Here is an 18196-nt window from a genome sequence, read left to right as displayed (position 1 = left end):
CGGGCGCCAGGCGACCGGGGCCCTCCCCGTCTGCGCGCGCAGTGGGGCGCTTTGTCGCTTATGGTCGGCCGGGAGGACGGCATAAGGAGGCCCACGTGCCCAGCCCCACCCCCGTACCGCCACGCGACCGGGCCGACACCCCCTGGCGCTCGGAGGGCGCCCCGCCCGCCCCGCCCGCCAAGCGGAAGATGCCCGGCGGCGGCTGGCGCGGACTGGTGCTCGCCGCCCTGATCGTCTTCCTGCTGACCAACCTCGTGCTGTCCTTCTACAACGAGGGCGACGAGCCGACGATCTCGTACACGGAGTTCAGCAAGCAGGTCGGCGACGGCAACGTCTCGAAGATCTACTCCAAGGGCGACGCCATCCAGGGACAGCTCAAGAGCGAGCGGCCCGTTCCCGGCGGAAAGGGCGACTACACCAAGTTCGTCACCCAGCGGCCCGCCTTCGCCGACGACCAGCTGTGGTCCAGCCTCACGGCCAAGGGCGTCACGGTCACCGCCTCCCCGGTGGTCGTACAGCGCAGCTTCCTGGCCAACCTGCTCATCTCGCTCGCCCCGATGCTGCTCCTGGTCGGCCTGTGGCTGTTCATCGCCCGCCGGATGGGATCGGCGATGGGCGGGATGGGCGGGCTGGGCCGCAAGGGTCCGCCCAAGCCCGTGGAACTGCAGGCCGGCGCCCCGCGCACCACCTTCGACGACGTCGCCGGCATCGACGAGGTGGAGGGCGAGCTCAACGACGTCGTCGACTTCCTCAAAAACCCGCAGCGCTACCGCGACATGGGCGCCCGGATGCCCGGCGGCGTCCTCCTCGCCGGTGCGCCCGGCACCGGCAAGACCCTGCTCGCGCGGGCGGTCGCGGGCGAGGCCGGGGTGCCGTTCTTCTCCGCGTCCGCGTCCGAGTTCATCGAGATGATCGTCGGGGTCGGCGCCTCCAGGGTCAGGGAGCTCTTCGCCGAGGCGCGCAAGGTGGCCCCCGCCATCGTCTTCATCGACGAGATCGACACCATCGGCCGGGTGCGCGGCGGCGGCGCGGCCATGGGCGGCCACGACGAGCGCGAGCAGACCCTCAACCAGATCCTCACCGAGATGGACGGCTTCTCCGGCTCCGAGGGCGTCGTCGTCCTCGCCGCCACCAACCGGGCGGACGTCCTCGACCCGGCCCTGACCCGGCCCGGCCGCTTCGACCGCACGGTCGTGGTCTCCCCGCCCGACCGCGGCGGCCGCGAGGCCATCCTGCGCATCCACACCCGCGACATCCCGCTCGCCCCCGGGGTCGACCTCGCCCAGGTGGCCCGGACCACCCCCGGGATGACCGGGGCCGAGCTCGCCAACCTGGCCAACGAGGCCGCGCTGCTGGCCGTCAAGCGCAAGCAGCGGGAAGTCGGCCAGGCGGACTTCTCCGACGCCCTGGAAAAGGTCCAGCTGGGCGCGGAACGGCCCCTGGTGATGCCGCTGGAGGAGCGGCGCCGCACCGCCTACCACGAGAGCGGCCACGCCCTGCTGGGCATGCTCCAGCCGGGCGCCGACCCCGTACGCAAGATCACCATCGTGCCCCGGGGCCGGGCCCTCGGCGTCACCCTCTCCACCCCGGACGCGGACCGGTACGCGTACACGGAGCAGTACCTCCGGGGCCGCATCATCGGCGCGCTCGGCGGCATGGCGGCCGAGGAGACCGTCTACCACGTGGTCACCACCGGCGCGGAGAACGACCTCGAACAGGTCACCAACATCGTCCGGGGGATGGTCGGCCGCTGGGGCATGAGCGATCGCGTCGGCAAGCTGACCGCCATCCCGTCCGACGGACAGGGGCCGTACGGCCTGTCCGCCGCCCCCACCACCCTCGACACCGTCGACCACGAGATGCGGCGGATCGTGGACGAGTGCTACGAGGAGGCCTGTCGCCTGCTGCGCGAGCACCGGCCGAAGCTCGACGCCCTGGCCGAGGCCCTCCTGGCGGCCGAGACCCTGGACGAGCAGGCGGCGTACGCGGCGGCCGGCATCCCCCGCCTCGCGAAGTAGGCGGCGCCCCCGCCCCGAGAGGCGGGCGGCGCCCCCGGTCAGGCCACGCGGGCGACGACGTAGCGGAAGATGTTCGGCAGCCAGACGGCGCCGTCGGCCCGCTCGTACGGGTGAAGGGCCTCCGACAGCTCCTTCTCCGCCTGGCCGGGATCCGCCGCGCCGTACAGCCCGGTCGACAGCAGGCCCCGTACCGCGCTGTCCACGTCCGCGTACCCGAACGGGCAGAACACCCGCCCCGACCCGTCGGGGACCAGCCCCGCCCGCGCCGCCAGCGCGTCCAGGTCCAGGGCCGCCGGGCCGCCGCCCAGCACCGCCGGCACCGTGCACCGCTCCGGCGGGCCCCAGCCGGCCAGCACCACCGCGCCGCCCCGCCGGACCGCCGGCAGGGCCGCGGCCAGGGCACCCGGGGAGGGCGCGAAGGCCAGCAGGACGTCGTAGGGCCGCGCGGGGGGCACCGGGGGAACCGGCACCACCTCCAGCAGCCGCTCGCGGGCCAGCGCCCGGCGGGCCGGATCCGCCTCCACGCCGGTGGCGGCGGCACCCCGCCCGCCGGCCAGCAGCAGGGCCAACCCGGCCCCGCAGTCGAGGCCCAGCAGCCGGTCACCCGGCCCGATCTCCAGCCGGTCGTAGACCGCCTCGTACAGCGGTACCAGCATCCGTTCCTGGATCTCCGCCCAGTCCCGGGCGGCGAGCGTCGCCGTCGGCGTCGGTGTCATCGAAAGAGCGCTCCTGATTCCGTGTCGCCCCCATGCCCCCGTTGCCAGGGAACTCCCCATTCGCCCCCGCGTCCAGAGGAGCGCGCCACCCGATTCACGCTCGACCCGCCCGGCGCCGTACCATTCGCGCCATGGCAAAGGCACCCGTTCTCACCCCGCAGGCGGAGGATTTCCCCCGCTGGTACCAGGATCTGATCAACAAGGCCGAGCTGGCCGACAACGGTCCGGTCCGCGGCACCATGGTCATCCGTCCGTACGGCTACGGCCTGTGGGAGCGGATGCAGCAGGAGATGGACGCCCGTATCAAGGACGCCGGCGCCCAGAACGCGTACTTCCCGCTGTTCATCCCGCAGTCGTACCTGACGAGGGAGGCCGAGCACGTCGAGGGCTTCGCCCCCGAGCTCGCGGTCGTCACCCACGGCGGCGGCAAGGAGCTGGAAGAGCCGGTCGTCGTCCGGCCCACCTCCGAGACGATCATCAACGATTACTTCTCCAAGTGGGTCCAGAGCTACCGGGACCTGCCCCTGCTGATCAACCAGTGGGCCAACGTGGTGCGCTGGGAGATGCGCCCCCGCGTGTTCCTCCGTACGAGCGAGTTCCTCTGGCAGGAGGGCCACACCGCCCACGCCACGTACGAGGACGCCCGCGACTACGCCGCCCGCATCCACCGCGACGTCTACGGCGACTTCATGACGAACGTGCTCGGCATCGACGTCGTGCTCGGCCGCAAGACCGCCAAGGAGCGCTTCGCCGGCGCCATCAACACCCTCACCCTCGAGGGCATGATGGGTGACGGCAAGGCCCTCCAGATGGGTACGAGCCACGAGCTCGGCACCAACTTCGCCAAGGCCTTCAACACCCAGTACCTCTCGAAGGAGGGCCGGCAGGAGCTGGTCTGGCAGACCTCGTGGGGCGTCTCGACCCGCATGGTCGGCGGTCTGATCATGTCCCACGGCGACGACAACGGCCTGCGGGTGCCGCCGCGCCTGGCGCACGTCCAGGTCGTCGTCATGGCGATCAAGGGCGACGAGGCCGTGGCGAAGGTCCGCGAGCTGGGTGCCCAGCTCAAGGCCGCGGGCATCCGCGTCCACGTCGACGACCGCGTCGACACCCCCTTCGGCCGCCGCGCGGTCGACTGGGAGCTCAAGGGCGTACCGGTGCGCATCGAGATCGGCCCCCGCGACCTGGAGGCCGGCACCGCGATGCTGGCCCGCCGGATCCCGGGCGGGAAGAGCCCGGTGCAGATCGACGCCCTCGCCGACCTGCTGCCCAAGGTGCTCGACGAGGACCAGGCGCAGCTGCTGCGCGAGTCCCGCGAGCGCCGGGAGTCCCGTACCAGCGACGTGACCACGATCGAGGAGGCCGCCGAGGCCGCGATCGCGGGCGGCTGGGCGCGCATCCCGTGGGCCGACCTCGGCCCCGAGGGCGAGGCCAAGCTGGGCGAGCAGGCCGTCTCGGTCCGCTGCCTGATCGCCGAGGACGGGTCGGTCCCGGTGGCCGACGACGCCCCCGGTACGCTCGCGATCGTCGCGCGTTCCTACTGATTTCCCCTGACGCCCCTGGCGTGCGGCACCGGCCCGCACTCCGGGGGCGTCGGCGTCGATACCCCTCGTTACGTACCGACTCATCCGGGGATATGCGCACCCGTCCTCGCTAGGACGCATCAGACTGAACTGACTGGTACGTGCAAAAAATTTGGAATGGCCCGGAATCGGAACACCGGGGCACCCCAGCTCGTTGTCACGACGTGAGCACGACACCACCTGTTCTCGCCGCAGAGCTGGCGCAGGCGTGGGCCGACATTCAGCGGTACCACCCCGAGCTGCCTGACCTTGCCGCGCCCGAGTCCCTGATCGGAGAGTCCTCGTCCGCCTGCGGCGCCGAGCTCTCCTTCGAGCGACTGCTGCACGAGGCAGTCCACGGCATCGCGGCCGCCCGCGGAGTGCGCGACACCTCGCGCGCCGGCCGCTACCACAACCGCAGATTCCTCGCGATCGCCGAGGAGATGGGGCTGGACCATTCCGAGGAGCCGCACGCCAGCAGCGGGTTCTCCCTGGTCACCCTCAATCCCGAGGCCAAGAGGCGCTACCGTCCCACCATCGAGCGGCTCCAGCGCGCCCTGAAGGCGCATACGGCGGCCACCTCGGCCGACACCAAGCGCAGCTTCCGGGGTCCGGCCGCCCGGCACGGCTCCTCGGGCGGCGGCGTCCGGGTCAAGGCGGTCTGCGACTGCGGCCGCAACGTCCGGGTGGTCCCCTCCGTGCTGGCTCAGGCGCCGATCGTGTGCGGCGGCTGCATGAAGCCCTTCCGGATCCCCGAGGCCGCCATCGCGGCCGCCTCCTGACGCGACGCCCCCCGGCGGGGCGGTGACGTGCCCGGACCGGGCCGGGGGCGGCCGCGGGGCGGCCGTACGGACCCGGCGACCGGACCGTCCCGCCGGGGCGGGGCGGCGCATCCCGCCTGTCGGGCGGGACGCGGGCATGTGGCACAATGGGCAGCTGTACTCGACAGTCGCATAGGACCCCTCTCTCCTCCGGCTGACGCGTCCATCGGGCACCCGAGTACCGCAACCCCACGTGGCATCTCAAGTGCCCAACCACGTCAAGTTCAGGAGACACCACTCCAGTGGCAGTCAAGATCAAGCTCAAGCGCCTCGGTAAGATCCGCTCCCCGCACTACCGCATCGTCGTCGCCGACGCCCGCACCCGCCGGGACGGTCGCGCGATCGAGGAGATCGGCATCTACCAGCCGACCTACAACCCCTCGCGCATCGAGGTCAACGCCGAGCGCGCGCAGTACTGGCTGTCCGTGGGCGCCCAGCCCACCGAGGCCGTCCTCGCCATCCTGAAGCTCACCGGTGACTGGCAGGCGCACAAGGGCCTCCCGGCCCCGGCGCCGCTGCTGCAGCCGGCGACGAAGGAAGACAAGCGTCGTTCCTTCGACGAGTTCGCCAAGGCCCTCGAGGGCATCGGCGAGGGCAAGGGCGAGGCCATCACGCAGAAGAAGAAGGCCGACAAGAAGGCGGACGAGGCTGAGGCCGCCGCCGAGTCGACCGAGGCCTGAGCATGCTCGAGGAGGCTCTTGAGCACCTCGTAAAGGGCATTGTGGACAACCCCGACGACGTGCAGGTCGCCTCGCGCAACCTGCGCCGCGGACAGGTGCTCGAGGTCCGGGTGCACCCCGACGACCTCGGCAAGGTGATCGGTCGCAACGGCCGCACCGCACGTGCTCTGCGTACCGTCGTGGGCGCCATCGGCGGCCGGGGGATCCGCGTCGACCTCGTCGACGTGGACCAGGTCCGCTGAGCAGTTGAACACCGGCACGGGCCGGGGAGGGCATACGTGCCCGCCCCGGCCCGTTGTCGTTCCGAACAGGAGTTAAAGGTGGAGCTGGTAGTCGCGCGGGTTGGCCGCGCCCACGGGATCAAGGGTGAGGTCACCGTCGAGGTGCGGACCGACGAGCCGGAGCTGCGGCTCTCGCCCGGCGCCGTGCTGCGGACCGAACCGGCGTCGGCGGGTCCGCTGACCATCGAGACGGGCCGGGTGCACAGCGGCCGGCTCCTGCTCCGCTTCGCGGGCGTCAAGGACCGCACCGGCGCCGAGGCGCTGCGCAACACCCTCCTGATCGCCGACGTCGACCCGGCGGAACTGCCCGAGGAGGAGGACGAGTACTACGACCACCAGCTCATGGACCTGGACGTCGTACTCGAGGACGGCACCGAGATCGGCCGGATCACCGAGATCTCGCACCTGCCCTCGCAGGACCTCTTCATCGTCGAGCGCCCGGACGGCAGCGAGGTCATGATCCCCTTCGTCGGGGAGATCGTCGCCGAGATCGACCTGGAGGAGCAGCGCTGCGTCATCACCCCGCCGCCCGGGCTGATCGACGACCGCGCCGAGGTCGCGTCGGCGCGTGACGAGGCCGCGGCAGCGGACACCGAGGGCGCCGAGAAGTCCGGGGACGACGACTGATGCGGCTCGACGTCGTCACGATCTTCCCCGAGTACCTGGAGCCGCTGAACGTCTCCCTCGTCGGCAAGGCGAGGGCCCGTGGGCAGCTCGACGTACACGTGCACGACCTGCGGGAGTGGACGTACGACCGGCACAACACCGTCGACGACACCCCGTACGGCGGCGGTCCGGGCATGGTCATGAAGACCGACCCCTGGGGAGAGGCCCTCGACTCGGTCCTCGCCGACGGCTACGAGTCCGGCGCGCACGGCCCGGTCATGGTGGTGCCCACGCCCAGCGGCCGGCCCTTCACCCAGGAACTGGCCGTCGAGCTCTCCGAGCGCCCCTGGCTGATCTTCACGCCGGCCCGGTACGAGGGCATCGACCGCCGCGTCATGGACGAGTACGCGACGCGCATGCCGGTCTACGAGGTCTCCATCGGCGACTACGTCCTGGCGGGCGGGGAGGCGGCCGTACTGGTCGTCACCGAGGCCGTGGCCCGGCTGCTGCCCGGCGTGCTCGGCAACGCCGAATCGCACCGGGACGACTCCTTCGCCCCCGGCGAGATGGCCAACCTCCTTGAGGGACCCGTCTACACCAAGCCGCCGCAGTGGCGGGGCCGGGGCATCCCCGAGGTGCTGCTCAGCGGCCACCACGGGAAGATCGCCCGCTGGCGCCGCGACGAGGCCTTCCGCCGCACCGCGCGGAACCGCCCCGACCTGATCGAGCGCTGCGAGGCCTCCGCCTTCGACAAGAAGGACCGCGAGCTCCTCAGCATCCTGGGCTGGAAGCCGTCCGGGGACGGCCGATTTTGGCGCAGGCCGGAGGCCGTGGAAGAATAGGCGGCTGCTGTGTGCTTCCGTACGCTCCTGCCACAGGGGGATCGTCGTACGGGGAGTGCCACGGCTCCCGAATTCTCTCCGGAAACCCGCACCGGCGACCTGTGGCGTCGTGCGAAGAAAGCAGACGAACAACATGTCTCACCTGCTCGATGGCGTCAACGCCGCCTCCCTGCGCACGGACGTCCCGGCCTTCCGCCCCGGTGACACCATCAACGTGCACGTCCGCGTGATCGAGGGCAACCGCTCCCGTATCCAGCAGTTCAAGGGCGTTGTCATCCGTCGCCAGGGCTCTGGCGTCTCCGAGACCTTCACCGTCCGCAAGGTCTCCTTCAGCGTCGGCGTGGAGCGCACCTTCCCGGTCCACTCCCCGATCTTCGAGAAGATCGAGCTCGTCACCCGCGGTGACGTGCGTCGCGCCAAGCTGTACTTCCTCCGTGAGCTCCGCGGCAAGGCCGCGAAGATCAAGGAGAAGCGCGACCGCTGATCTCCCCTCCGGGTCCCGGGGGCGGGCGGATAGGCTCGCACCCGATGGACACCGAAGCAGAGCTCACACCACGCGGCCACTCCTCCCCCGAGCAGGGGGAGGGGCGGCCGCGTTCTGCTTTTTCCGGGTCCGGGTCCGGGTCCGGGTCTGGTGCCGGTGCCGGTGCCGGTTCGCGTTCCTGGCGGCGGGCCGGACTGCTCGGCGCGGTGTGCGCCGTCTTCCTGCTGCTCCTCGCCAACTTCGTCGTCCAGCCCTTCCAGATCCCGAGCCGTTCCATGGAGCCGACCCTGGAGGTGGGCGACCGGGTCCTGGTCAACAAGCTGGCGTACCGTTTCGGCGCCGTGCCGCAGCGGGGGGACGTGGTGGTCTTCGACGGTGCCGGGTCCTTCGTACGCGAACCCGCGGGCGGGAACCCGGTCGGTGACGCCGTGCGCGGGGCGTTCTCGGCGCTCGGGCTCGCGGAGCCCTCGGACACCCATTTCGTGAAGCGGGTCGTGGGCGTCGGCGGGGACGACGTGGTGTGCTGCGACCAGGGGGGCCGGATCCAGGTCAACGGGGCCCCGGTCGAAGAGCCGTACCTGTACCCCGGGGACTCCGCCTCGAAGGTGCCCTTCCGGATAGCCGTCCCCGTGGGGACCCTGTGGGTCATGGGCGACCACCGCTCCCAGTCCCGGGACTCCCGGGACCACCTGGGCGAGCCCGGTGGCGGGATGGTCCCGGTCGAGAAGGTGATCGGGCGGGCCGACTGGATCGGCTGGCCCGTGTCGCGCTGGGGCCCGGTGCCGGGGGCGCGGACCGGGGACGGCCCGCATGGGTAGCCGGGGCCGCCCGAGGGGCGGACGCCGGCCCGAGCCGGAGCGGGAACCCGAGCCGGAGCGGCCGCGGCGCAGGTCCCGGCCGAGGCAGGCGATGCCGCCCGCGCGGGAGGCGTCGGGGGCTTCCGTGCCGCCCGCGCCGGCGCCCGGCGCCGACGACGGCGCGGAGCCCGGCGGACGGGCCGAGCGGCGCCGGCTGGCGCGCAGGGTGCGCCGGCGCAGGCGTACGCGCCGGGTGGGCGAGCTGCCGCTGCTGGTGGCGGTCGCGCTGTGCATAGCCCTCGTGCTCAAGACGTTCCTGGTGCAGGCGTTCTTCATCCCGTCCGGCTCGATGGAGCAGACGATCCGGATCGGCGACCGGGTGCTGGTGGACAAGCTCACCCCCTGGTTCGGGTCGGAGATCCGGCGGGGCGACGTCGTCGTGTTCAGGGACCCGGGCGGCTGGCTCAAGGGCGAGGCCGCGAGGCCCGCTCCGGACCCGGCGGGCGTCAGGCAGGTCAAGCAGGTCCTCACCTTCATCGGGCTGCTGCCCTCGGCGGACGAGCAGGACCTGATCAAGCGGGTCATCGGTGTCGGCGGGGACACCGTCAAGTGCTGCGACGGCCGGGGCCGGGTGACCGTCAACGGAGCGCCGCTCGATGAGCCTTACGTGTCACCCGGCAACGCTCCTTCCGAGATCCGGTTCGAGGTGCGCGTACCGGCCGGGCGGCTCTTCGTGATGGGCGACCACCGCGCGAATTCGGCCGATTCCCGCTACCACCTCGACGAGGCCTTCGAGGGCACCATCGACGAGAAGGGCGTGGTCGGGCAGGCGGTCGTGATCGCCTGGCCGTTCGGTCACTGGCGCGGACTCGACCAGCCGGCGACCTTCCTGTCGGTGCCGGATCCCGTACGCGGCGGCCGGCGGCGCGGGCCCGGTCGGCGCCGCCGGGGCGCGCCGTTCGCATAGTGTGGCCTTGGTCTCCCGCGCCTTAGGGAACTCCCGATCGTTAGGGAGGGGAGGGCCCGCGTCTGATCCCGGTGCGGGCGGCGGTTTTCCGAGTGAGGAGTGGATGTGGGGGATGTGGCGGTAGGCGCACGATCCGGACGCGATGAGGGTGAGGAGCGGCCGGACGACGCCGTCGGGCACGAGACCGGGGAGGAGGACGCCGAGGCCGGCAGGCCGCAGCGTTCCTTCTGGAAGGAGCTCCCGCTCCTCATCGGTATCGCCCTGCTGCTGGCCCTGCTGATCAAGACCTTCCTGGTGCAGGCGTTCTCGATCCCGTCCGACTCGATGCAGAACACCCTGCAGCGCGGTGACCGGGTGCTGGTGGACAAGCTGACCCCGTGGTTCGGCTCGGAGCCCGAGCGCGGCGAGGTCGTGGTCTTCCACGACCCCGCGAACTGGCTGGCCGGGGAGCCCACCCCGGAGCCCAACATCGCGCAGCAGATCCTCAGCAAGATCGGTCTGATGCCGTCCGCCGACGAGAAGGACTTGATCAAGCGGACCATCGCCATCGGCGGGGACACGGTGGAGTGCAAGAAGGGCGGACCGGTCGTCGTCAACGGCAAGGCGCTCGACGAGCCGTACATCTTCCCCGGCAACTCCGCCTGCGACGACTTCCCGTTCGGCCCGATCACGGTGCCCAAGGGCAAGATCTGGGTGATGGGCGACCACCGCCAGAACTCCCAGGACTCCCGCTACCACCAGCAGGACTCCACCCAGGGCTTCGTCCCGGTCAAGGAGGTCGTCGGCCGGGCCGTGGTCGTGGCGTGGCCGGTCACCCGCTGGTCCACGCTCCCCGTCCCGGACACCTTCGACCAGCCGGGCATCGGCAAGCAGCCCCCGGCGCCGCTGCACTCGCCGCAGGCGAGCGGGGTGGGCCCGGCCGGGATCGCGCCGGCCGCCCTGGGGCTCGCGGGGGCCGTCCCCGTCGTCCTGTGGCGCCGGCGGAGGCTGACCAAGGGGCGTACCGCCCGGTAGGGTGCCGCCCAGGTCGACGATCTCCGAGCATGGGGGCGCCGCAATGGGCGGAACGCAGGCAACACGCACGCGCAGGGATGGCCACGGAGGCCTCGGCAACACGTTGTCGGGGATCGCCGTGGCCATCGGCTTCGTGCTCTTCCTCGGCGGCTTCGGCTGGGGGGCGCTGGTGTACCAGCCGTACACGGTGCCGACGGACTCGATGGTGCCGACCGTACGGCCGGGCGACCGGGTGCTGGCCCAGCGGATCGACGGCGCCGAGGTGCGGCGCGGCGACGTCGTCGTCTTCACTGACACCGTGTGGAGCAGTTCCCCCATGGTCAAGCGGGTCGTGGCCGTCGGCGGCGACACCGTCGCCTGCTGCGGCCAGGGCGGCCGGGTGACCGTGAACGGCGCGCCGCTGGACGAGCCCTACGTGGACCGTGAGGGCGACGGGGCGGCGGCCGCGGGGAGCACCTCGTTCGAGGTGAAGGTGCCCGAGGGCAACCTCTTCCTGATGGGTGACCGGCGCGGCGGGTCCCTGGACTCCCGGGCGCACCTCCAGGAGGCCGGCCAGGGGACGGTGCCCCGCTCGGCGGTCCAGGCCCGGGTCGACGCCGTGGCGTGGCCGTCCATGACGATGCTGGAGCGGCCGCGGATCTTCGCCGCCCTGCCCGGCGGGATCTCCGCTCCCGGGCCGCTGCGGCTCCAGGTGACCGCGGTGCTGGCCGGCGCGGCGCTGGTGCTGCTGGGCGCCGCCTACGGGCCGCTCGCGCGGCTCATGGGGCGCGGGCGCGGGCGGGCGGGCTCCCATGGCCGCTGAGCCGTCCGGGACGCCCCCGCGGAAGGTCTCCCGGGTGATCCTGCTCGACCCCGAGGACCGGATCCTGCTGCTGCACGGCTTCGAACCGGACGACCCCGCCGACGACTGGTGGTTCACCCCGGGGGGCGGTCTGGAGGGCACCGAGACCCGCGAGCAGGCCGCGCTGCGCGAACTCGCCGAGGAGACCGGGATCACAGAGGTGGAACTGGGGCCGGTGCTGTGGCACCGGTACTGCGCCTTTCCCTTCGACGGGAGGCGCTGGGAGCAGGACGAGTGGTACTTCCTGGCGCGCACCGCCCAGACCGCCACCGAGACGGGCGGTCTCACGGAGCTGGAGCGGCGCAGCGTCACGGGAGCCAGGTGGTGGACCTCCGAGGAACTCCTCGCGGCCCGTGAGACGGTGTACCCGACCAGACTGGCCGAGCTGCTCCGGACGCTGCTCGACGACGGTCCTCCGGGCGCTCCGGTGGTCCTCGCCCCGGAAATCGTTTAGGGGCGTACGACGCTGGCGCACAATAGGGGGACGCACGGCTGAAGGGGAAGATGCCATGAGTGCCGAGGACCTCGAGAAGTACGAGACCGAGATGGAGCTGAAGCTCTATCGGGAGTACCGCGACGTCGTCGGGCTGTTCAAGTACGTGATCGAGACCGAGCGACGTTTCTACCTGACCAACGACTACGAGATGCAGGTGCACTCGGTCCAGGGCGAGGTGTTCTTCGAGGTCTCCATGGCGGACGCGTGGGTCTGGGACATGTACCGTCCGGCCCGTTTCGTCAAGCAGGTCCGCGTGCTGACCTTCAAAGACGTGAACATCGAAGAACTCAACAAGAACGACCTCGAACTGCCGGGCGGCGACCTCCCCGGCTGATCCACGGGCCGGCTCACCCTCGCGGGTGAGCCGGATATCCACAACGCCCGGGTTGTCCACCAAGATCCGCACGGTGGGCCGGGACGCGGGACCGTCGGTGCCGGAGGTGGTGCCGGATGGACGCGAAGAGCGTGGCACAGCGGGCATTGGGGCGGTACGGCGAGGAGCTCGCCGCGCGGAGGCTGACCGAGTCCGGGATGACGGTGATCGCCAGGAACTGGCGGTGCCGGACCGGGGAGATCGACATCGTCGCCCGCGACGGGGACGCCCTCGTCGTGTGCGAGGTCAAGACGCGCCGCGCGGGCGGCTTCGAACACCCCATGGCCGCCGTCCGGGCCGGCAAGGCCGAGCGGCTGCGTCGGCTCGCCGGGCGCTGGCTCGCCGACCACGGGGGGCCGCCGCCGGGCGGGGTGCGGATCGACCTGGTCGGAGTCCTGCTGCCGAGGCGCGGGGCGCCCGTGGTGGAGCACGTCAGGGGGGTGGCCTGATGGGGTTCGCGCGGGCCTGCTCCGTGGCCCTGGTGGGCGTCGAGGGCGTACTCGTGGAGGTACAGGCCGATCTGGAGCCGGGGGTGGCCGCCTTCACCCTGGTGGGGCTGCCCGACAAGACCCTGGTGGAGAGCCGCGACCGGGTACGGGCGGCGGTGGTGAACTCCGGCGCCCCGTGGCCGCAGAAGAAGCTCACGGTCGGACTCAGCCCGGCGTCCGTGCCGAAGGCCGGCGCCCATTTCGACCTGGCCGTGGCCGCGGCCGTCCTGGGCGCCGCCGAGGTCGTCGACCCCGTGAGGATCGCCGACCTCGTGCTCATCGGGGAACTGGGCCTCGACGGCCGGGTGCGCCCCGTCCGGGGGATCCTGCCCGCCGTGCTCGCGGCCGCCGAGGCCGGCTACCGGCAGGTGGTGGTGCCGCAGCAGTGCGCGGCCGAGGCCGCCCTCGTCCCGGACGTCTCGGTGCTGGGCGTGCGCAGCCTGCGGCAGCTGATCGCGGTGCTGACCGGCGGGGAGGTGCCCGAGGAGGAGCCGCCCCAGGACACCGGCCGCCCGGATCCGATGCTCGCCGGGCTGGTCGTGCCCGGCGCCGGGCTCGGGACTGGCCTCTCGGGCCGGGGTGACGCCGCGGACTTCCCCGACCTCGCCGACGTCGCCGGGCAGCACGGCGCCCGCCGGGCCCTGGAGGTGGCGGCCTCCGGGGGCCACCACCTCTTCCTCAGCGGGCCCCCGGGCGCGGGCAAGACGATGCTCGCCGAGCGGCTGCCCTGGCTCCTGCCGCCGCTCACCCGACGGGACTCCCTGGAGGTGACGGCGGTCCACTCGGTCGCGGGAATCCTGCCGCCCGGCGAACCGCTCGTCGGCAGGGCCCCGTACTGCGCCCCGCACCACTCCGCGACCATGCAGTCGCTGGTCGGCGGCGGCGCCGGAATTCCCAGGCCCGGAGCGGTCTCCCTGGCGCACAAGGGGGTGCTCTTCCTGGACGAGGCCGCGGAGTTCAGCGGGAAGGTGCTGGACGCCCTGCGGCAGCCCCTCGAAGCCGGGCACGTGGTCATCGCCCGGGCCGCCGGAGTGGTACGGCTTCCCGCCCGCTTCCTCATGGTCCTCGCGGCGAACCCCTGCCCCTGCGGCCGCCACACCCTGCACGGGTCCGGCTGCGAATGCCCCGCCTCGGTGATCCGGCGCTACCAGGCCCGGCTGTCCGGGCCGCTGCTCGACCGGGTCGACCTGCGGGTCGAGGTCGAGCCGGTCACCCGAGCCGACCTGCTGGGCCGCGGCGGTCGCGGCGAGGCCACCGCCGCCGTCGCCGACCGCGTCCGCGAGGCCCGGGACCGGGCGGCCGCCCGGCTCGCCGACACCCCGTGGCGGCTCAACTCGGAGGTGCCCGGGCACGAGCTGCGCACCCGCTGGCCCGCGGGGCCGGGGGCCCTGGCGCTGGCCGAGCGCGACATGGAGCGCGGACTGCTCACCGCGCGGGGGCTGGACCGGGTGCTGCGGGTCGCCTGGACCGTCGCCGACCTGCGGGGCCGCGACCGCCCCGACGCCCTGGACGCGGCCGTCGCGCTGGAGCTGCGCACCGGGATCGCCCGGGGTGCGGCCCAGGCCATGGGGGCGGGGTCGTGAGCGCCGCCGGGTACGACCCGGAGCACCTGGCCCGGGCCGCGCTGACCCGGGTGCTGGAGCCGGGGGACGAGCACGGCGGGCGCTGGATCCGGGAGCTCGGGGCCGCCGGCCTGATACGGCTCCTGACCGGCCCCGAGCCGGAGTCCGGGACGCTGACCGGGGTGGGACCCGAGCGGCTGGCCGGATACCGCAGGCGGGCCGCCGCCGCGGAGCCCCTGCGGGACCTGGAGAGCGCCGCCGGGGCGGGTGGCCGGTTCGTCTGCCCCGGCTCGGCGGAGTGGCCGACCCAGCTGGACGACCTCGGCGACGCCCGGCCCGTCGGGCTCTGGCTGCGGGGCCGGCCCCACCTGCGGACCTGGGCCCTGCGGTCGGTCGCCGTGGTCGGGGCCCGGGCGTGCACCCCGTACGGCGCCCACATGGCGCAGACCCTGGCCGCCGGGCTCGCCGAGCGCGGCTGGGTGGTCGTCTCCGGGGCGGCGTACGGGATCGACGGCGCCGCCCACCGGGGAGCCCTCGCCTCGGGCGGCGCCACGGCGGCGGTCCTGGCCTGCGGGGCGGACGTGGCCTACCCGCGCGGCCACGCCGGACTCCTGGGCCGGATCACCCGCCAGGGGCTGGTGCTGGGCGAGCTGCCGCCCGGGACCCATCCGACTCCGAGCCGGTTCGTCCTGCGCAACCGGGTCATCGCGGCCCTCACCCGGGGGACCGTGGTCGTGGAGGCCGCCCACCGCAGCGGCTCCCTGGTCACCGCCCGCCGCGCACAGGAGCTGGGCCGCCTCACCATGGGCGTCCCCGGACCCGCCACCAGCGGCCTCTCGGCCGGGGTGCACGAGCTGCTGCGCGGCGAGGCGGTGCTCGTCACCGACGCCGACGAGATCGTCGAACTGGTCGGAGCCATGGGCGAGCTGGCCCCCGTACGCCGAGGCCCGGTCCTCGCCCGGGACCTGCTGGAGCCCGGCGCCGCCCGGGTCCTCGAAGCGCTCCCGGCGGGCCGCCCGGCGGGCCTGGAGGAGATCGCCCTCGCCGCGGCCACGGGCACGGATGAGGTCATCGGCAGACTGTACGAACTTCACTCTCTGGGGTTCGTCGAACGGCAGGGCGACGGCTGGCGGTTGACCCCGCGGACGTCGCGAGAGGGGGTGCATTCCGGAGCCGACCGGCGAGGCGGTCGTTGACCTGGTGCGTTCCGGTGAAAGAGTGACGGCGATGACAGACGCGGTCCTCCCGGTGGCGCTCGCCGGGACCGTGCGCGAGGCGCCGGTCCCGGGCCGCCCGCGCGAGGACGGACGCCGCTGCGCCCCTGCGCCATCCCGTACTCTTCGCGCACCGCGACACTTCCGTCACGCTACGCTCCCAAGGAATCCCGCTCCGGCAAAGGCGAAGCATGCCCCAGCACACCTCAGGGTCCGACCGCGCCGCGGTTCCCCCCGCTGCTCGTCGCAGCGTGCGGTCCACCGCGCCCTCGTCCCTGGAGGTGCTCTGGCGCTCATACAAGGACTCGGGCGACGAACGGCTGCGGGAGCAGCTGATCCTGCACTACTCGCCCCTGGTCAAATACGTGGCGGGCCGGGTCAGCGTGGGCCTGCCGCCCAATGTCGAACAGGCCGACTTCGTCTCCTCCGGGGTCTTCGGCCTGATCGACGCGATCGAGAAGTTCGACATCGAGCGGTCCATCAAGTTCGAGACGTACGCCATCACCAGGATCCGCGGCGCGATGATCGACGAGCTGCGCGCCCTGGACTGGATCCCGCGCTCCGTGCGGCAGAAGGCGCGGGCCGTGGAACGCGCCTACGCGACGCTGGAGGCCCAGCTGCGCCGCACCCCCACCGAGTGCGAGGTCGCGGGGGAGATGGGCATCGCGGTGGAGGAACTCCACACGGTCTTCAGCCAGTTGTCCCTGGCCAACGTGGTCGCCCTGGAGGAGTTGCTGCACGTGGGCGGGGAGGGCGGCGACCGCCTCTCCCTGATGGACACCCTGGAGGACACCGCCGCCGACAACCCGGTCGAGGTGGCCGAGGACCGGGAGTTGCGCCGCCTGCTCGCGCGGGCCATCAACACCCTCCCGGAACGGGAGAAGACCGTGGTGACCCTCTACTACTACGAGGGCCTGACCCTCGCCGAGATCGGCAATGTCCTGGGCGTCACCGAGAGCCGGGTCAGCCAGATCCACACGAAGTCCGTCCTCCAGCTGCGCGCCAAGCTCGCCGACGTCGGCCGCTGAGCCGCGGCGTCCGGAGCGCGGCGGACAGGCCTTGCGGGACCTCCGTACAGTGGTGACGTGCCCAGGATTCGAGCGGCCTCCGTGGCCGAGCACCGGTCGATGCAGCGCGGCGCCCTGTTGGACGCCGCCCGTGCCCTGTTGTCCGAAGGCGGGACGGAAGCCCTGACCTTCCCCGCCCTCGCGGAGCGGACCGGGCTCGCCCGGTCCTCCGTGTACGAGTACTTCCGGTCGCGCGCGGCCGTCGTCGAAGAGCTGTGCGCGGTGGACTTCCCCGTGTGGGCCGCCGAGATCGAGGCGGCGATGGAGCGGGAGCCCACCCCGGAAGCGAAGATCGAGGCGTACGTGCGCACCCAGCTGGGGCTGGTGGGGGACCGCCGCCACCGCGCGGTGGTCGCCATCTCCGCCGGCGAGCTGGACGGGGGCGCGCGGGAGAAGATCCGCGCCGCGCACGGCGGCCTGGTGGCGATGATCGTCGAGGCCCTGGGCGCCCTCGGGCTGGCGGAGCCCCGCCTGTCCGCGATGCTGCTCCAGGGCGTCGTGGACGCCGCGGCCCGCCGCATCGAGCTCGGCGCCGCCGAGGACCCGGCCGTGATCACCGAGACGGCCGTCGCCATGGTGCTGAGGGGCGTCGCCGTCTAGGGAGCCCCCGCGGCGGCGGCCGGGAGCAGTCGCGGTGTGGGCGGGGGGAGCAGGGTCAGCGGGTCGAGGTAGGTGTCCTCGCCCGTGAGGAGGCCCCAGTGCAGGCAGGGGCCCGGGCAGTGCGAGCCCTCCGTGAGCACGGCCACCACCTGGCCCGTCGCGACGGTCTCCCCCTCCGCGACCAGCGGCCGGACCGGTTCGTACGTCGTGCGCAGGCCGCCCGGGAGGGTGAGCGAGAGCACCCCCCGCCCCGCGACCCGCCCCGCGTAGTGCACCCGCCCGGGACCCACGGCCCGGACCTGCGCCCCGGCCGGCGCCGACAGGTCCACACCGCGGTGCCCGGCCGCGTACGGGGTGGGCGGCGGATCCCACCAGCGCGCCACGGACAGCGGCGCGGGCAGGGGGCGCACTCGTGGCGCCCCGCGCAGGCCCGCCGCCCCGTGCACCGGTACGCCGGGCCCCGCGGACGCGGGACCCGGGGCCGCCGGCACGGCGGGGGACGGCGGCCCGGGCAGTGGCCGGGGCAGGGCCAGGAGCAGGATGAGCAGCAGTTTCGTCATGCCCCGCAGGATCCCGCGCGGGCGGCGTGACGGGTTCGCGCCTGTGGACGGCCGACGGGGTGTGGACAACGGCGTCACCCGCATACCGCCGGGTCCCGTACACTTCTTGTGGCGATCCGGGTCACCGGGTCGACTTCGCACGCCCCAGCGCCGGCCGGTTCCGGTCAGGTGAAAGCGTCTCTCGGTCCCTCCAGGGGCAGGGCGCGG

At 73.1% G+C, this 18196-nt stretch carries 21 protein-coding genes; 19 read left to right on the top strand and 2 right to left on the bottom strand.

Annotated elements, in window-relative coordinates; all coding sequences use genetic code 11:
- Positions 1-95: 95 nt before the first annotated feature.
- Positions 96-2018 (top strand): ATP-dependent zinc metalloprotease FtsH, encoded by a 1923-nt coding sequence (ftsH, locus tag ACFY7H_RS25485; protein WP_388942040.1) that lies wholly within the window; start codon positions 96-98, stop codon positions 2016-2018.
- A 38-nt stretch (positions 2019-2056) separates the two neighbouring features.
- Here ftsH and ACFY7H_RS25480 read toward each other — a convergent pair whose 3' ends face one another.
- Complete coding sequence (locus ACFY7H_RS25480; protein ID WP_388942037.1) at positions 2057-2734, bottom strand: methyltransferase type 11; 678 nt, start codon at positions 2732-2734, stop codon at positions 2057-2059.
- Between the two features lie 131 nt (positions 2735-2865).
- Between ACFY7H_RS25480 and proS the strand changes: the two genes are divergently transcribed.
- The 18 genes from proS to ACFY7H_RS25390 all read left to right on the top strand — a co-directional run bounded on the left by proS (position 2866) and on the right by ACFY7H_RS25390 (position 17429).
- Positions 2866-4278 carry a proline--tRNA ligase gene (gene proS, locus ACFY7H_RS25475; RefSeq protein ID WP_388942034.1) on the top strand — a complete coding sequence of 471 codons (1413 nt, stop codon included), beginning with the start codon at positions 2866-2868 and terminating at the stop codon, positions 4276-4278.
- 203 nt (positions 4279-4481) lie between these two features.
- On the top strand, positions 4482-5078 hold the full coding sequence (locus ACFY7H_RS25470; protein WP_388942032.1) for a hypothetical protein: 597 nt from the start codon (positions 4482-4484) through the stop codon (positions 5076-5078).
- A 281-nt stretch (positions 5079-5359) separates the two neighbouring features.
- Positions 5360-5797: a 30S ribosomal protein S16 gene (gene rpsP / locus ACFY7H_RS25465; RefSeq protein WP_125817063.1), complete on the top strand. Its 438-nt coding sequence runs from the start codon at positions 5360-5362 to the stop codon at positions 5795-5797.
- Between the two features lie 2 nt (positions 5798-5799).
- Positions 5800-6039, top strand: a complete 240-nt coding sequence (locus tag ACFY7H_RS25460; RefSeq protein ID WP_007266827.1) for an RNA-binding protein — start codon at positions 5800-5802, stop codon at positions 6037-6039.
- 78 nt (positions 6040-6117) lie between these two features.
- On the top strand, positions 6118-6705 hold the full coding sequence (gene rimM / locus ACFY7H_RS25455; protein WP_388942029.1) for a ribosome maturation factor RimM: 588 nt from the start codon (positions 6118-6120) through the stop codon (positions 6703-6705).
- The gene (trmD, locus tag ACFY7H_RS25450) at positions 6705-7526 is read left to right on the top strand and encodes a tRNA (guanosine(37)-N1)-methyltransferase TrmD (RefSeq protein WP_388942025.1); all 822 of its coding nucleotides are present in this window, start codon (positions 6705-6707) and stop codon (positions 7524-7526) included. Before rimM ends, trmD begins: the two co-directional genes overlap by 1 nt.
- A gap of 133 nt (positions 7527-7659) precedes the next feature.
- Positions 7660-8010, top strand: coding sequence for a 50S ribosomal protein L19 (gene rplS / locus ACFY7H_RS25445; protein WP_030227407.1), 351 nt, complete (start codon positions 7660-7662; stop codon positions 8008-8010).
- Positions 8011-8054: 44 nt separating this feature from the next.
- Complete coding sequence (gene lepB, locus ACFY7H_RS25440; protein WP_388942023.1) at positions 8055-8828, top strand: signal peptidase I; 774 nt, start codon at positions 8055-8057, stop codon at positions 8826-8828.
- 124 nt (positions 8829-8952) lie between these two features.
- A complete protein-coding gene (lepB, locus tag ACFY7H_RS25435; protein WP_388942020.1) occupies positions 8953-9774 on the top strand; it encodes a signal peptidase I in 822 nt (273 codons plus the stop codon).
- Between the two features lie 105 nt (positions 9775-9879).
- Positions 9880-10788 (top strand): signal peptidase I, encoded by a 909-nt coding sequence (lepB, locus tag ACFY7H_RS25430; RefSeq protein ID WP_388942017.1) that lies wholly within the window; start codon positions 9880-9882, stop codon positions 10786-10788.
- A 43-nt stretch (positions 10789-10831) separates the two neighbouring features.
- The gene (gene lepB, locus ACFY7H_RS25425) at positions 10832-11590 is read left to right on the top strand and encodes a signal peptidase I (protein WP_388942014.1); all 759 of its coding nucleotides are present in this window, start codon (positions 10832-10834) and stop codon (positions 11588-11590) included.
- Complete coding sequence (locus tag ACFY7H_RS25420; protein WP_388942012.1) at positions 11580-12083, top strand: NUDIX hydrolase; 504 nt, start codon at positions 11580-11582, stop codon at positions 12081-12083. The genes lepB (ACFY7H_RS25425) and ACFY7H_RS25420 overlap by 11 nt, the downstream gene beginning before the upstream one ends.
- 55 nt (positions 12084-12138) lie before the next feature.
- The gene (locus ACFY7H_RS25415) at positions 12139-12459 is read left to right on the top strand and encodes a DUF2469 domain-containing protein (RefSeq protein ID WP_388942009.1); all 321 of its coding nucleotides are present in this window, start codon (positions 12139-12141) and stop codon (positions 12457-12459) included.
- 116 nt (positions 12460-12575) lie between these two features.
- The gene (locus ACFY7H_RS25410) at positions 12576-12947 is read left to right on the top strand and encodes a YraN family protein (protein WP_388942007.1); all 372 of its coding nucleotides are present in this window, start codon (positions 12576-12578) and stop codon (positions 12945-12947) included.
- A complete protein-coding gene (locus ACFY7H_RS25405; RefSeq protein ID WP_388942005.1) occupies positions 12947-14569 on the top strand; it encodes a YifB family Mg chelatase-like AAA ATPase in 1623 nt (540 codons plus the stop codon). The genes ACFY7H_RS25410 and ACFY7H_RS25405 overlap by 1 nt, the downstream gene beginning before the upstream one ends.
- Complete coding sequence (gene dprA, locus ACFY7H_RS25400) at positions 14566-15744, top strand: DNA-processing protein DprA (protein WP_388942002.1); 1179 nt, start codon at positions 14566-14568, stop codon at positions 15742-15744. Before ACFY7H_RS25405 ends, dprA begins: the two co-directional genes overlap by 4 nt.
- 209 nt (positions 15745-15953) lie before the next feature.
- Positions 15954-16790 carry an RNA polymerase sigma factor WhiG gene (gene whiG / locus ACFY7H_RS25395; RefSeq protein WP_388942000.1) on the top strand — a complete coding sequence of 279 codons (837 nt, stop codon included), beginning with the start codon at positions 15954-15956 and terminating at the stop codon, positions 16788-16790.
- 81 nt (positions 16791-16871) lie between these two features.
- A complete protein-coding gene (locus ACFY7H_RS25390; protein WP_388942158.1) occupies positions 16872-17429 on the top strand; it encodes a TetR/AcrR family transcriptional regulator in 558 nt (185 codons plus the stop codon).
- Here the strand turns inward: ACFY7H_RS25390 and ACFY7H_RS25385 are convergent.
- On the bottom strand, positions 17426-17989 hold the full coding sequence (locus ACFY7H_RS25385) for a peptidoglycan DD-metalloendopeptidase family protein (RefSeq protein ID WP_388941997.1): 564 nt from the start codon (positions 17987-17989) through the stop codon (positions 17426-17428). The genes ACFY7H_RS25390 and ACFY7H_RS25385 overlap by 4 nt on opposite strands.
- Between the last annotated feature and the right edge of the window lie 207 nt (positions 17990-18196).

Source organism: Streptomyces sp. NPDC012794 (assembly GCF_042901085.1).
Classification (GTDB): Bacteria; Actinomycetota; Actinomycetes; order Streptomycetales; family Streptomycetaceae; genus Streptomyces.
The sequence above is the reverse complement of the archived record's forward strand: the minus strand, read 5'-3'. Positions and strand labels throughout refer to the sequence as shown.